Below are 14,320 nucleotides of genomic sequence, written 5' to 3' on the forward strand. Positions count from 1 at the left end.
ACGGGCACCGCACAGGCACCTGGGCACCAGCGGTATCTGAGCGGCACCCACGACCGAGGGTTCCGCCGGGCAAGGAGGGCCGCATGACCGTACGGCGAGTAATGGGCATCGAGACGGAGTACGGAATCTCCGTCCCCGGCCACCCCAACGCCAATGCCATGCTCACCTCGTCCCAGATCGTCAACGCCTACGCGGCGGCGATGCACCGGGCGCGGCGGGCCCGCTGGGACTTCGAGGAGGAGAATCCGCTCCGGGACGCGCGAGGCTTCGACCTCGCCCGCGAGGCCGCCGACGCCAGCCAGCTCACCGACGAGGACATCGGCCTCGCCAACGTGATCCTCACCAACGGCGCCCGGCTCTACGTCGACCACGCCCACCCCGAGTACAGCGCCCCCGAGGTCACCAACCCCCGGGACGCCGTCCTCTGGGACAAGGCCGGCGAACGGATCATGGCGGAGGCCGCCGAACGGGCCGCCCAGCTGCCCGGCGCCCAGCCGATCCACCTCTACAAGAACAACACCGACAACAAGGGCGCCTCCTACGGCACGCACGAGAACTACCTGATGAAGCGGGAGACCGCCTTCTCGGACATCGTGCGCCACCTCACGCCCTTCTTCGTCTCCCGCCAGGTCTTCGCGGGCGCCGGCCGCGTCGGCATCGGCCAGGACGGCCACGAACACGGCTTCCAGCTCAGCCAGCGCGCCGACTACTTCGAGGTCGAGGTCGGCCTGGAGACCACGCTCAAGCGCCCGATCATCAACACCCGCGACGAGCCCCACGCCGACGCCGAGAAGTACCGCCGCCTCCACGTGATCATCGGCGACGCCAACCTCTCGGAGATCTCCACCTACCTCAAACTGGGCACCACCGCCCTGGTCCTGTCCATGATCGAGGACGGCTTCATCGCCGTCGACCTCGCCGTCGACCAGCCCGTACGCACCCTCCACCAGGTCTCCCACGACCCGAGCCTGCAGCGCCTGATCACGCTCCGCAGCGGCCGCACCCTGACCGCGGTCCAGCTCCAGATGGAGTACTACGAACTGTCGCGCAAGTACGTGGAGGAGCGGTTCGGGGCGGACGCCGACGACCAGACCAAGGACGTCCTCTCCCGCTGGGAGGACACCCTCAACCGCCTGGAGAACGACCCCATGAGCCTGGCCGGCGAGCTGGACTGGGTCGCCAAGCGGGAGCTCATGGAGGGCTACCGGCGCCGCGACGGCCTCGACTGGGACGCCGCCCGGCTCCACCTCGTCGACCTTCAGTACGCCGACGTACGCCCCGAGAAGGGCCTCTACAACCGTCTGGCGGCCCGCGGCCGCATGAAGCGGCTGCTGGACGAGACCGAGGTCGACCGCGCCCGCACCACGCCGCCCGAGGACACCCGCGCGTACTTCCGCGGACGCTGCCTGGAGCAGTACGCCGACGACGTCGCCGCGGCCTCCTGGGACTCGGTGATCTTCGACCTGCCGGGCCGGGACTCGCTCCAGCGCGTCCCAACCCTGGAACCGCTTCGCGGAACGCGAAATCACGTCAAGGAGCTCCTGGACCGCTGCCGCACCGCGGAGGACCTGGTCAGGGTCCTGTCCGGCGGCTGAGCGGGTACCCGGGCCGGCCGGGCCGACCGGGGTGGAAACCCCGGCGCGAGGGAATCATCGAGATGGCCCCCGTACGTTGGAGAAACTGCGGGGCCGATGTCGGACCCGGCTTGTAGGGTCTGATCATCACCGATCGGCAGGAATGCCGACCCGTCGACCATGTCGGGCGAACTGAGCGGGGTGAGGGATATGGCAACCAAGGACACCGGCGGCGGCCAGCAGAAGGCTACGCGTTCCACCGAGGAGGTCGAGGAGCAGGCGCAGGACGCGCAGGCCACGGACGACCTCAAGGAGCGCCACGAGAAGCTGAGCGACGACGTGGACTCGGTCCTCGACGAAATCGATGATGTGCTCGAGGAAAACGCAGAGGACTTCGTGCGCTCCTTCGTTCAGAAGGGTGGAGAGTAGATTTTCCCTTCGAGGCGAAGGTTGCGGGGACTTCGAGGGTGTCAAGCGAAGAGGGCGTGAAGCGTTGTCCGCGGTGCAAGCAGTACAAGCCGCGGACAGCGTTTGCGCGAAACAGGGCAATGCGTGACGGGTTGCAGGCCTACTGTCGTGACTGCGCAGCGGCCTATCACCAGCAGCGCCAGGTGGCCAAGGGACGCAACGTGCGCCCGCGAGTGGATGCGCCCGACGGGCACAAGTACTGCCGGACGTGCGGTGAGATCAAGCCGCACAGTGAGTGGACGCGGAATGTCACGGCCTCGGACGGTCTGGCGACGCTTTGCAGGTCGTGTAAAGCGGCGAAGGACCGTGCTGGTCACCTGAAGCGCCAGTACGGCATCACCGAAGTCGAGCGTGACGCGATGGTTGCCTCTCAGAAGGGGCTCTGCGTGATCTGCCTGAAAGCTCCGGCCGCACATGTGGATCACTGCCACGAGACGGGTAGGGTCCGTGGCGTACTGTGCTTCAACTGCAATTCGGCCATCGGCAAGTTGGGTGACGATCCCGACGCCGTACGCCGGGCCGCCGCCTATCTGGAAGGAAACTCGTGGAAGCCAATACTCGTGGCACCGGGCGTCTACCAGCTGCCTTCCTGACGCCTGGGTCCTCGTCCTTCATGGACTTCCTGTCCGAGCACCAGCCGGAGCTGCTGCCGGGCAAGCGGCAGCTGCCGCCGGTGCAGGGCGTGATCGAGGCGCCGCACGGCACGACGATCGTGGCCGTGACGTTCCCGGGGGGTGTCGTGCTGGCCGGTGACCGCCGGGCCACCATGGGCAACGTCATCGCGCAGCGCGACATCGAGAAGGTCTTCCCGGCGGACGAGTACTCGGCGGTGGGCATCGCCGGTACGGCGGGTCTGGCCGTGGAGATGGTGAAGCTGTTCCAGCTGGAGCTGGAGCACTTCGAGAAGGTCGAGGGCACGCAGCTGTCGCTGGAGGGCAAGGCGAACCGGCTGTCGACCATGATCCGTTCCAACCTGGGCATGGCCATGCAGGGCCTGGCCGTGGTCCCGCTCTTCGCCGGCTTCGACCTGGACCGCGACAGGGGCCGCATCTTCTCCTACGACGTGACGGGCGGCCGCTCCGAGGAGCACGGCTACGCGGCCACGGGTTCCGGCTCGATCTTCGCGCGCGGCGCCATGAAGAAGCTCTTCCGCGACGACCTGACCGAGGACCAGGCCACCACGCTGGTGGTCCAGGCCCTGTACGACGCGGCAGACGACGACTCGGCGACCGGCGGTCCCGATGTCGCCCGCCGGATCTACCCGATCGTCACCGTGATCACCGAGGACGGTTTCCGCCGGCTCACCGAGGACGAGTCCTCGGAGGTCGCCCGTGCGGTGCTGGAGCGGCGGCTGGAGCAGCCCGACGGCCCGCGGGCCGCGCTGCTGTAGTCCGCGGCGGTTCTTGTCCAGGGGATCCAGTGACTTCGACAGAAAGGGACGGATAACCGGTGTCGACGCCGTTCTATGTCTCACCCCAGCAGGCCATGGCCGACCGGGCGGAGTACGCCCGCAAGGGCATCGCCCGTGGCCGCAGCCTGGTCGTGCTGCAGTACTCCGACGGCATCGTGTTCGTCGGTGAGAATCCGTCCCGCGCGCTGCACAAGTTCAGCGAGATCTACGACCGGATCGGCTTCGCGGCCGCCGGGAAGTACAACGAGTACGAGAATCTGCGCATCGGCGGCGTCCGTTACGCCGATCTGCGCGGCTACACCTACGACCGGGACGACGTGACCGCGCGCGGCCTGGCCAACGTCTACGCGCAAACGCTGGGCACGATCTTCTCCAGCGCGGCGGAGAAGCCGTACGAGGTGGAGCTGGTGGTCGCCGAGGTGGGGGAGACCCCGGAGGGCGACCAGATCTACCGGCTGCCGCACGACGGGTCGATCGTGGACGAGCACGGGTCGGTGGCGGTCGGCGGGAACGCCGAGCAGATCAGCAGTTATCTGGACCAGCGGCACCGGGACGGCATGTCGCTGGCCGAGGCGCTGAAGCTGGCGGTGCAGGCGCTGTCGCGCGACACCAACGGCAGTGAGCGGGAGATCCCCGCGGAGCGTCTGGAGGTGGCGGTGCTGGACCGTACGCGGCCGCAGAAGCGCAAGTTCCGGCGTATCGTCGGCCGGCAGCTTTCGCGGCTGCTGGGGGCGGACGGCGCGGCGGGTGCGGAGAGTGCCGAGGAGGCGGACTCCGAGGAGGAGTGACCGTCTGGCGCTCTGGTTCGTCTGGTGCCCCGGCCGGTGTCACGGCCGGGGCACCGGTGTGCGGGGCCGGGGGTGCGGAGCGCCGCAGGAGCGACGGGGGCTCGGGGCCTGCAGGGGCAGGGGGCAGGGGGCTCAGGAGACAGGGCCCTCAGGGGCGGTCGGCGGGGCGGTGGACGCCCGGACCACCAGTTCCACGGGGATGTCTCCGCCCTCGGGTGTGCGGCCTTCCAGGACGGCCAGCAGGGCGCGCATCCCGCGTTCGCCGAAGAGTTCCGCGTCCAGTCGTACGGTGGTGAGTTCGGGGTCGAGGGCGGTGGCGAGGGCGAGGTCGTCGACGCCGGTGACGGAGATGTCGTCCGGGATCCGCAGGCCCAGGCGGCGCAGTGCCTTGTAGGCGCCGGCGGCGAGTTTGTCGTCGTCGCAGACCAGGGCGGTGGGGCGGGGGCCGGGCAGGCGGAGCGCGGCCTCGGTGGCGGCCCGGGCGCCCTCGATGGAGATGGGGGCTCGGGCGGTGCGGATCGAGGTGCCGGGGACCGCGCCGGCGCGGGTGGCGAGTTCCCGCGCGCGTACCTCGAAGGTCCAGGACGGTACGTCGGCGGCCAGGTGCAGGAAGCGCCGGTGGCCGAGGTCGAGCAGGTGTTCGGCGATCTGGCGCATTCCGTCGGCGATGTCGAGGTTGACGGTGGCGGCGCCGAGGCTGCCCTCCGGGTCGCTGTCGAGCATGACCAGCGGGAGCTGGTCTCCGCGGATGGCGGTGAGGGCGTCGGCGGCCATGGAGGAGGCGAGCACGCCGTCCAGGGCGGCCTGTGCGGAGGCGAAGGGGTTCCTGGCGGGGCCGATGCCTTCGGGGGAGGGGTAGAGGACCACGCCGAAGCCGTGCTCGGCGGCGACGCGGGCGGCGCCGGTGTAGACGCCGGCGAAGAACTCGGTGGTGAGGGCGGGGACGACGAGCAGGACCGTGCGGGTGCGGCCGAGGCGGAGGTTGCGGGCGGCGAGGTTGGGCCGGTAGCCGAGGTCGGCGGCGGCGCGGCGTACCCGTTCGGCGGTGGTCTCGGAGACCCGGCCGCGCCATTTGTCGCCGAGGACGAGCGAGACGGCGGCCTGGGAGACCCCGGCGGCCCGGGCGACGTCACGGCTGGTCGGGCGCGTGCTACCTCGTGCCACCGGGGGCGTGCTCCTTCGTCTGGACGTGTGAACAGCGCACATGGTACGTATGACGGCGGGCGTTATACGTAACACTCGGTCGAGACCTCCGAAGCGTCTCGGGCGAGCCGGTGAAGGGCGGGGCGATGGCCACGGGCTACCTGGAGATCCTCAGGGCGAGGCACGCGGCCCGGCTGCTGACGGGCACGCTCGTGGGGCGCCTGCCCAACGCCACCGCGGCCATCGCCATCGTGCTGTTCGTCCGTGCCGAGGGTGGCACCTACAGTCTCGCCGGGGCGCTGGCGGCCGTGTACGGCGTGGCCAACGCGGTGGGGCAGCCCGTGCTCGGGCGTCTGGTCGACCTGCACGGGCAGCCCCGCGTCCAGTTGCCCGCCGCGCTCGCGTCGGCCCTGGCGATGGCGGTGTTCGCCCTGGCGGGTACCGAGCCGCCCGCCCTGGCGTGCGCGGCCGTGGCGGCCGCAGGGCTCTTCACGCCGCCTCTGGAGGGCGGTCTGCGGGCCTTGTGGCCGAGTGTGCTGCGGCGGGAGGACCAGGTGCACACCGCGTACGCCATGGACGCGGTGGCCCAGGAGGTCATGTTCACCGTCGGCCCCCTGCTGGTGACGCTGTGCGTGTCGCTGTGGTCGGCGGCGGCCGCGCTGGTGGTGCTGCAGGTCGTCGGGGTCCTGGGGGCGCTCTCGGTGGTCCTCTCGCCGCCCTCGCGGGCCTGGCGCTCGGCGCCCCGCGAGGCGCACTGGCTGGGCGCGCTGCGCTCGCCGGGCCTGCTGGCCCTGCTCGGCGCGTTCCTGTTCGTCGGTCTCGCGCTGGGCTCCATCACGGTCGCCGCGGTGCCCTACGCGGACGGCCACGGCGGCGACGCGGTGTACGGCTGGCTGATGGCGGCGGTGGGTCTGGGCGCGCTGCTCGGCGGCACCGTCTACGGCGCGCGGCAGTGGGCCGGGGCGCCCGAGCGGCGACTGCGGGTGCTGGTGGCCCTTCTGGCGGTGTGTTATGTGCCGCTGACGCTGATGCCGGGCGTGGTGGCCATGGTGCTGCTGACGGCGCTGTCCGGGGTCTTCCTGGCGCCCTGCATCGCCTGCGCCTTCGTCATCGTGGACCGGCACGCGCCGAGCGGGACGGTCACGGAGGCCTTCTCCTGGCTGGTGACGATGTTCACCGTGGGTGCCTCGGTCGGAACGGGGGTCGCGGGGCCGGTGGTCCAGGCGGGTGGTGCCCTGTGGGGCTTCGCCGTGCCGGGGGCGGCGGGAGCGGTGTCGCTGCTGGTTCTGCTGGCCACCGGAGGGGTCCTCGCAGCTCCCGCCGGACGGGCGGTCGTTGCGGCTTCATCGGAAAATGATCCAAATCGTGCCGTCGAACCCCGTTTCAGCTCGGGTGATCGGGCGTAATGTTCCCTCATGGACCGCCGCATTTTCGGGCTGGAGAACGAGTACGGCGTCACGTGCACGTTCAGGGGACAGCGCCGCCTGTCGCCTGACGAGGTGGCGCGGTACCTCTTCCGCCGTGTCGTGTCATGGGGCCGCAGCAGCAATGTCTTTCTGCGAAACGGCGCCCGGCTCTATCTCGACGTAGGGTCACATCCGGAATACGCGACACCCGAATGTGACAACGTGACCGAACTGGTCACCCACGACAAGGCCGGCGAGCGCATTCTCGAGGGACTCCTGGTGGACGCGGAGCGACGCCTGCACGAGGAGGGAATCGCGGGCGACGTCTACCTTTTCAAGAACAACACCGATTCGGCGGGAAACTCCTACGGCTGCCACGAGAACTATCTGGTGGCCCGGCACGGGGAGTTCTCGCGTCTGGCGGACATCCTCATCCCGTTCCTGGTCACGAGGCAGCTGCTGTGCGGGGCGGGGAAGGTCCTGCAGACGCCGCGCGGGGCCGTGTACTGCGTCAGTCAGCGGGCCGAGCACATCTGGGAGGGTGTCTCCTCGGCGACGACCCGCTCGCGGCCCATCATCAACACGCGCGACGAGCCGCACGCGGACGCGGAGCGCTACCGTCGGCTGCATGTGATCGTCGGCGACTCGAACATGTCCGAGACGACGATGCTGCTGAAGGTCGGGGCCACTGACCTGGTGCTGCGCATGATCGAGGCCGGCACCGTGATGCGCGACCTGACGCTGGAGAACCCGATCCGGGCGATCCGCGAGGTCAGCCACGACATCACCGGCCGCCGAAAGGTGCGTCTGGCCAGCGGCCGGGAGGCGTCGGCGCTGGAGGTGCAGCGCGAGTACTACGAGAAGGCGGTGGACTTCTGCGACCGCCGCGGCATCCGCACCGGCACGGTCGCGCAGGTCCTGGAGCTGTGGGGCCGGACGCTGGACGCGATCGAGACCGAGGACCTCGACCGCATCGGCACCGAGATCGACTGGGTGATGAAGTACAAGCTCATCGAGCGGTACCGGGCCAAGCACAACATGACGATGTCCCACCCGCGGGTCGCCCAGATAGACCTCGCGTACCACGACATCCACCGCCGTCGTGGCCTGTACTACCTGCTGGAGAGGAAGGGGCAAGCGGCCCGGATCTGCGACGACTTGAAGATCTTCGAGGGCAAGTCGGTGCCGCCGCAGACCACTCGGGCGCGGCTGCGCGGCGACTTCATCCGGCGGGCCCAGGAGCAGCGGAGGGACTTCACCGTCGACTGGGTGCACCTCAAGCTCAACGACCAGGCCCAGCGGACGGTCCTGTGCAAGGACCCGTTCCGTTCGGTGGACGACCGGGTGGAGAAGCTGATCGCCGGTATGTGAGGGGTGAGTTTCCGGCCGGTCGCCGGAAGGCCACACGGGCGCCGTACGTTCCACGTGCGGCGCCCTTCTCACGCCGACAGTGCTGGTCCGGGGGACAACCCCCGGTCCTCCGGCCGGGACTCGAGCGGGCCGTAGCCCGCGTGGGCGCCGGTGGATCAGTAAGGTGGCGCGCACGCCATCCACAGGACCGACCGATTACGAGGCCCCCACCGTGCGCCGACGCTCACTTCTTCTTTCCGTACCCGCGGGACTGGTCACGCTGGCCGCATGCGGCAACGACAAGGCCGATTCGGGCAAGGCGAGCGACAGCGCGTCGCCTTCCGCGTCGGCCTCGGCGCCGTCCGCCGCGCCGTCGCCGAAGATCGTCTCCGGTCCGCTGCCGGCGATCACCGCGGGCGTGAAGTTCGGCGAGAAGCCGACCGTGGCCAAGGGCAGTGGCGCGCCCTCGAAGGACCTCGCGGTCAAGACGGTCGTCGCGGGCGGCGGCCGCCCCGTCGCGGAGGGCGACTACGTCCAGGCGAACTACCTGGGCCAGGTCTGGGCCACGGCCAAGGTCTTCGACAACTCCTACGACCGCAAGACGCCCCTGCTCATCAAGCTCTCCCAGGGCACGATCATCGACGGCTGGCGCTACGGCCTCGCCGGCAAGAAGGTCGGCAGCCGTGTGGAGATGGCGGTGCCCCCCACCTGGGGCTACGGCAAGCAGGGCAACCCGCAGGCGGGCATCAAGGGCACCGACACGCTGGTCTTCGTCGTCGACGTGGTGGACACCTTCAACGCCAAGAGCTCGGCCAAGGGCAAGGACGTCCCGCAGAGCGACGCGGCCCTGCCCAAGGTGGGCACCAACACCGACGGCCGGGCCCCTTCCATCGACGTCCCCAAGAAGCCCGCGCCGAAGAAGCTGGTCGCCGAGTACGTCATCGAGGGCGACGGCGAGGAGGTCGCCGCCGACAACACGGTGCTCGTCCAGTACAAGGGCGTGCTGTGGGACTCGGGCAAGGAGTTCGACTCGACGTACGGCAGGCACGAGCTGACGTCGTTCTCCCTCCAGCAGGTCGTCAAGGGGTGGGCCCAGGGTCTGACCGGCAAGAAGGTCGGCAGCCGGGTCCTGATCGTCATTCCGCCGTCCCTGGGGTACGGGGAGAACCCGCCGCCGAACAGCGGCATCAAGAAGGACTCCACGCTGGTGTTCTCGGTGGACATCCTCGCCAAGATGTGACGCCGCGCCGCGCCCGCCCGCCGCGGGCGGGAGGGCGCCGGGGATGAAAGACTGTCCGTTGCCTTGTAGTAGATGAGCAGGAGCGAAAGACGTGAGCATCGACAAGCCCGAGATCGACTTCCCGGGCGGCGAGCCCCCGGCGGACCTCGAGATCAAGGACATCTGGGAGGGCGACGGGCCCGAGGCGCAGGCGGGCCAGACGGTCACCGTCCACTACGTGGGCGTCGCCTTCAGCACCGGCGAGGAGTTCGACGCCAGCTGGAACCGGGGCACCCCCTTCCGCTTCCCGCTGGGTGCGGGCCGCGTGATCCAGGGCTGGGACCGGGGCGTGCAGGGCATGAAGGTGGGCGGCCGCCGTCAGCTGACCATCCCGGCCCACCTCGCCTACGGCGACCAGAGCCCCACGCCGGCGATCAAGCCCGGTGAGACCCTGATCTTCGTGGTGGACCTGCTCGGCGTCTGATCGGCCGCCCGGTCCGACCGGATGCGATCACCTGGGGCCCATGCCTGGTCGGGCATGGGCCCTCGGCTTTTGTCACCGCCCCCCGGAGCGGTACGGTCGACGGTCGTAAGCACCATAGGGAGGCGAAGGGCGTCGATGGCCATTGCCAAGGCCGAGCGGCTGATGAACCTGGCGCTGTGTCTGCTGGGGACGCGGCGGCCGCTCAGCAAGCGCGAGCTGCGCGAGTCCATCGAGGCCTACGTGGAGACGTTCGGGCCGGAGCGGGGCACGTCCGGCAGCGACGACTCCTTCAATCGCATGTTCGAGCGCGACAAGGACGACCTGCGCGAACTCGGGCTGGTCATCGAGACCGTCGAGGGCGTCGACGGCGAGGTGGGCTATCTGGCCCGCCGCGACAGCAACCGCCTGCCGCCCATCACCCTCGACGCCGAGGAGGCCGCCGCCCTCGGCCTGGCCGCCAAGGTCTGGCAGCAGGCCCGCCTGGCCGGCGCGGCCAGCGGCGCCCTGCAGAAGCTGCGCGCCGCCGGACTGCCCGAGGAGGTCGACCCCTACGAGGCCCACGGCGCCCTGGAGCCGCGCATCCCGGTGCACGAGGCCGCCTTCGAGCCGCTGATGCTCGCCTGCCGGGACCGCCGTCCGGTCGTTTTCGACTACCGCAAGGCCACCGCCGCGCACCCCGAGCCCCGGCTCGTCGAACCGTGGGCGCTGGAGTGCTGGCGCGGCCACTGGTACCTGGCCGGCTGGGACCGCGACCGCGGTGCCGAGCGGGTCTTCCGGCTGTCCCGGATCACCGGCCGGGTGCGCACCCGCGGGGTCGGTTTCACCGCCCCGGTGCCGGACGTCGTCACGGTCCGGGAGACCGTGGCGGGCTGGGCGGGCGAGATCGCCGACCGCTCCGCGCGGATCCGGCTGCGCTCGGGCGCGGGGTACCCCCTTCGGGCGAAAGCCACGGCGGTGCGGGAACTCGGCGACGGCTGGGACGAGTTGGAGATTCCGTACGGGCACGGGCTGGACGCCTGGCTGGTCGAGTTCGGTCCGGACGTGGTGGTGCTGGAGCCGGCCGAGCTGCGGGCCGACGTGGTGGACCGGCTGCGTGCCGTGGCCAAGGGCTGAGGGGGAGCGGAAGATCACGTGGCAGGCAAACCGGTCAGGCCCACGAACGCCATCGACCAGACCCGGCGGATGCTCTCGCTGGTGACGTATCTCCGGGAGCGCCCCGGTGCCCGGATCGAGGACGTCGCGCGCGCCTTCGGCATCACCGAGGACGAACTGGTCTCCGACCTCGACGTGCTCCCCATGTGCGGCACCAGCTTCCGCGGCGGTGACCTGCTCGACATCGACACCGACGGCGAGCGCATCTGGTGGCACAACCCCGCGGCCCTCGGGGCGGACGCGGCCGAGCCGCTGCGGCTGGCCGCCGACGAGGCCACCGCGCTGCTGGTCGCCGCCCGCGCCGTGTCGACCCTGCCCGGTCTGCGCGAGAGCGACCGGCAGGCGCTGCTGCGGGCGACCGCCAAGGTGGAGACCGCGGCCGGCGAGGCGGCCGGCGCCAGCTCCCGGCTGTCGGTGACCTTCGAGTCCGAGGGCGGTGTCTTCGCCGACGTCGACCGGGCGATCTCCGAGCGCCGCCGCCTGTGGATCCGCTACTACTCGCCCGCGCGCGACGAGGTCACCGAGCGCGAGATCGACCCCATCCGCCTGGTCAGCGTCGGCCACACGTACGTGGAGGCCTGGTGCCGCCGCTCCGAGGCGCGCCGCACCTTCCGGCTCGACCGGGTCGCCGAGATCAGGATCCTCGACGAGCCGTCCGCGCCGCCCGAGATGGAGCTGCGCGACCTGTCCGAGGCGCTGGTCCAGCCCGCCGCCGAGGACCCCGAGGTCGTCGTCGAGACCGGCCCGGGAGGCCGCTGGGTCGCCGAGTACTACCCGCACGACAGCGCCGATGAGCTTCCCGACGGCGGACTGCGTATCACTCTGCGCACCCCCGACCCGGCGTCGCTCAGACGCCTGGCGCTGCGCCTCGGGCGCGACGGCCGGATCGTCGCTCCGCACGAGCTGGCCGACAGCGCCCGGCAGGCGGCGCGCGAGGCCTTGGCGGCGTACGACGGCGTGGAGGCCGGCGGGGCCGGCGCGGCGCCTGAATCCGGCAGGGCCGGCGCGGCGCCGGAACCCGGCGGGGTGCACCCGGTCCGCGACGGGGCGGACGGGTGGTACGACAGGCAGGAGCTGGGGCTTTGAGCGAGTCGGCGACGTCGTCCGGAGTGCGGGATGTGCGCGGCGTGCGGGACGTGCGGGACATGTCGGTGGCGGCCGCGTTCGCGGGGATGAGAAGCGTGGCCCCGGTGGTCTTCCGGGCGGGCTGCCCCGACTGCCGGGGATGCTTCGAACTCGCCGCGAGCTCGCTGCGCCTGGCCATCGGGGCCAGCAGCCGCACCACCTTCTACTCCTTCACCTGTCCCGACTGCGGCGCCGGGGTCCGCAAGCCGGCCGGTGAGCGGATCGTCGAGCTCCTCACCGGCGGCGGGGTCAGGACGCTGCGGCTGCACTCCACGGTCTAGGCTCGGACCATGTTCTGGCCGATGTTCGCGGTGTCCGCGGGTTTCCTGGGTCTCGCCGTGCTCGGCGTGCTCGCCGTCCGGGTCTTCGTCGAGGCGCAGCGCCTCGGCAGGCAGGTCTCGGAGTCCGCGCGCCGCATCAACCGGGCGGCCGAGGACCTGGAGCGGGCGGCCGTGAGCACGGCCCGGTCCGCGGAGTCGCTGTGAAGGGGCGGCGTCCCCGCGCCGGCGGTCGCAGGGTTCGCCGCGGCGCCGGTCAAGAAAGCAGTGTGAGTCCGGCCCGGCGCGCCGTTTGCGCCACCTCGCCCTGTTATGCAGTTCGCCCGGACAGGTACGCTGCTGATCGCAGCCCGGTGAACGAGGCCCGGGCCGTGGACGGGAGTACGCACGGGGATTGCCTCGCGTTCACCCCTGAGCGTTACGATCGCTGTCAGGCACGATCGATCACAGATGCGTCCGACCGGTCGGACAGCACCCCCACCCAGCCGCCTCGGTGAGAAGGTAAAGACTTATGTTCGGAAGGCTCGGAGCCCCCGAGATCATTCTCATCCTCGTCGTCATCGTGCTCCTGTTCGGCGCGAAGAAGCTTCCGGACATGGCGCGCTCGCTCGGCAAGTCCGCCCGGATCCTCAAGAGCGAGGCCAAGGCGATGAAGGAGGACGGCAACACCTCCGCCCCGGCGTCCGGGAACGAGCAGCCTCCCTCGCAGCGCACCATCCAGGCCGCTCCCGGAGACGTGGCGAGCTCGCGCCCGGTCAACGAGCCGACGGACACGACCAAGCGCTGACGCTGGGCCGGACTCCTCCGGCCCGCCGCACGAGATGAGGACGTGGGTTGCCCAAGTCTGCCCGCAAGAGGGACAAGGATCCGGAGGGGCGGATGCCCCTCGCGGACCATCTTCGTGAGCTGCGCAACCGGCTCGCGAAGGCAGTGCTGGCGCTGACCGTCGTGTCGGTCGCGGCCGCCTTCTACAGCCAGCAACTGATGGAGTTCCTGTCTTCTCCCGTTCCCCGCTGCACCAAGGGGCTCGGTGAGACCACGGGAGGCGCGTGCGCGGTCATCGCGTACACCGACCTCCTCTCTCCCTTCACCACCACGGTGAAGGTGAGCGTCATGGCAGGTGTCATCATCTCCAGCCCGATCTGGCTGTATCAGCTGTGGGCGTTCGTGGCCCCCGGTCTCCACCGGCACGAGCGGCGGTATTCGTACTACTTCGTGTCGGCCGCGGTGCCGCTCTTCTTCGGCGGTGCCTGGCTCGCCTACACCGTCATGCCGATCAGCATGAGGGTCCTGCTCGGTATCACGCCCGACGGGTCGGCGAACATCCTGCCGATGGACAAGATCCTCGACTTCACCGTTCGGATGGTGCTGATCTTCGGAGCGGCCTTCGAGCTGCCGCTGCTGCTGATCATGGTGAATCTGACCGGCCTGGTGACCGGGCGCCGGATGCTCGGGTGGTGGCGGGGCGTCGTGATGGGCGTCTTCATCTTCGGAGCCGTGGCGACGCCCACCACCGACCCGTTCGGCATGATCGCGCTCGCCGGGCCGATCATCGTCCTGTACTTCATCGCGGTCGGCGTCTGCGTCCTCAACGACCGGCGCCGCCGCCGTTCCGACCCCGACGCCGAGCTGGACGACGACGAGGCGTCACCGCTCGACCTCACTCCGCAGGACCTCGGCGAGGTGGAGCGCGTATCAGTCTCGCGGGTCCTGCCCGGGCAGGTCCGCGGCAGCGTCGACGGCACCCCCTCACCCAGGCACAACGGTTACGACGACGTCACCTGACGGCAACGGGCGACCCGAGAAGCGGCATGAACGGGGGGCCGGACGGAACATTCCGTCCGGCCCCCGGCTGCGCGTCAGCCCGTCAGCACTCCTCGATGCCCTGGATCACGCCAGTGCGTGAGAGGGGCCCCGGTCCG

The 14,320-nt window shown here is 70.5% G+C and carries 16 protein-coding genes; 15 read left to right on the top strand and 1 reads right to left on the bottom strand.

The features are described from left to right. The first annotated feature begins 83 nt into the window (after window positions 1–83). The 5 genes from dop to prcA all read left to right on the top strand — a co-directional run bounded on the left by dop (window position 84) and on the right by prcA (window position 4,241). Entirely contained in the window at window positions 84–1,595 is a 1,512-nt protein-coding gene (gene dop / locus ACF1A5_RS17155; protein ID WP_356189957.1) for a depupylase/deamidase Dop, read from the top strand. A 189-nt stretch (window positions 1,596–1,784) separates the two neighbouring features. Continuing rightward, complete coding sequence (locus tag ACF1A5_RS17160; protein WP_121888496.1) at window positions 1,785–2,003, top strand: ubiquitin-like protein Pup; 219 nt, start codon at window positions 1,785–1,787, stop codon at window positions 2,001–2,003. A gap of 182 nt (window positions 2,004–2,185) precedes the next feature. Then, window positions 2,186–2,635, top strand: coding sequence for an endonuclease VII domain-containing protein (locus ACF1A5_RS17165; protein WP_392193671.1), 450 nt, complete (start codon window positions 2,186–2,188; stop codon window positions 2,633–2,635). Continuing rightward, window positions 2,587–3,432, top strand: a complete 846-nt coding sequence (prcB, locus tag ACF1A5_RS17170) for a proteasome subunit beta (protein ID WP_392193672.1) — start codon at window positions 2,587–2,589, stop codon at window positions 3,430–3,432. Before ACF1A5_RS17165 ends, prcB begins: the two co-directional genes overlap by 49 nt. A 59-nt stretch (window positions 3,433–3,491) precedes the next feature. After that, window positions 3,492–4,241 (top strand): proteasome subunit alpha, encoded by a 750-nt coding sequence (gene prcA / locus ACF1A5_RS17175; RefSeq protein WP_356189966.1) that lies wholly within the window; start codon window positions 3,492–3,494, stop codon window positions 4,239–4,241. 132 nt (window positions 4,242–4,373) lie between these two features. On the opposite strand, the gene ACF1A5_RS17180 is transcribed toward prcA, so the two are convergent. Then, a complete protein-coding gene (locus ACF1A5_RS17180; protein ID WP_392193673.1) occupies window positions 4,374–5,405 on the bottom strand; it encodes a LacI family DNA-binding transcriptional regulator in 1,032 nt (343 codons plus the stop codon). Window positions 5,406–5,530: 125 nt separating this feature from the next. Here ACF1A5_RS17180 and ACF1A5_RS17185 point away from each other — a divergent pair, with 125 nt between their 5' ends. The 10 genes from ACF1A5_RS17185 (at window position 5,531) to tatC (ending at window position 14,183) form a co-directional block, all read left to right on the top strand. Beyond that, window positions 5,531–6,790: an MFS transporter gene (locus ACF1A5_RS17185; RefSeq protein ID WP_392193674.1), complete on the top strand. Its 1,260-nt coding sequence runs from the start codon at window positions 5,531–5,533 to the stop codon at window positions 6,788–6,790. A 9-nt stretch (window positions 6,791–6,799) separates the two neighbouring features. Continuing rightward, entirely contained in the window at window positions 6,800–8,161 is a 1,362-nt protein-coding gene (gene pafA / locus ACF1A5_RS17190) for a Pup--protein ligase (protein ID WP_392193675.1), read from the top strand. Window positions 8,162–8,372: 211 nt separating this feature from the next. Beyond that, window positions 8,373–9,380, top strand: a complete 1,008-nt coding sequence (locus tag ACF1A5_RS17195) for an FKBP-type peptidyl-prolyl cis-trans isomerase (RefSeq protein ID WP_392193676.1) — start codon at window positions 8,373–8,375, stop codon at window positions 9,378–9,380. A 91-nt stretch (window positions 9,381–9,471) separates the two neighbouring features. Further along, window positions 9,472–9,843, top strand: coding sequence for an FKBP-type peptidyl-prolyl cis-trans isomerase (locus ACF1A5_RS17200; protein WP_356189979.1), 372 nt, complete (start codon window positions 9,472–9,474; stop codon window positions 9,841–9,843). Window positions 9,844–9,978: 135 nt separating this feature from the next. After that, entirely contained in the window at window positions 9,979–10,956 is a 978-nt protein-coding gene (locus tag ACF1A5_RS17205) for a helix-turn-helix transcriptional regulator (RefSeq protein ID WP_392193677.1), read from the top strand. An 18-nt stretch (window positions 10,957–10,974) separates the two neighbouring features. Then, window positions 10,975–12,081 carry a helix-turn-helix transcriptional regulator gene (locus ACF1A5_RS17210; protein ID WP_392193678.1) on the top strand — a complete coding sequence of 369 codons (1,107 nt, stop codon included), beginning with the start codon at window positions 10,975–10,977 and terminating at the stop codon, window positions 12,079–12,081. Beyond that, complete coding sequence (locus tag ACF1A5_RS17215) at window positions 12,078–12,401, top strand: hypothetical protein (RefSeq protein ID WP_392193679.1); 324 nt, start codon at window positions 12,078–12,080, stop codon at window positions 12,399–12,401. The genes ACF1A5_RS17210 and ACF1A5_RS17215 overlap by 4 nt, the downstream gene beginning before the upstream one ends. A gap of 9 nt (window positions 12,402–12,410) precedes the next feature. Then, window positions 12,411–12,605, top strand: coding sequence for a hypothetical protein (locus ACF1A5_RS17220; protein ID WP_392193680.1), 195 nt, complete (start codon window positions 12,411–12,413; stop codon window positions 12,603–12,605). A 304-nt stretch (window positions 12,606–12,909) separates the two neighbouring features. Continuing rightward, window positions 12,910–13,185, top strand: coding sequence for a Sec-independent protein translocase subunit TatA (gene tatA / locus ACF1A5_RS17225; protein WP_392193681.1), 276 nt, complete (start codon window positions 12,910–12,912; stop codon window positions 13,183–13,185). A gap of 92 nt (window positions 13,186–13,277) precedes the next feature. Beyond that, entirely contained in the window at window positions 13,278–14,183 is a 906-nt protein-coding gene (tatC, locus tag ACF1A5_RS17230) for a twin-arginine translocase subunit TatC (RefSeq protein ID WP_392193816.1), read from the top strand. Window positions 14,184–14,320: the final 137 nt, after the last annotated feature.

Origin of the sequence: Streptomyces sp. NPDC014864 (assembly GCF_043081525.1) — a bacterium.
Classification (GTDB): Bacteria; Actinomycetota; Actinomycetes; order Streptomycetales; family Streptomycetaceae; genus Streptomyces.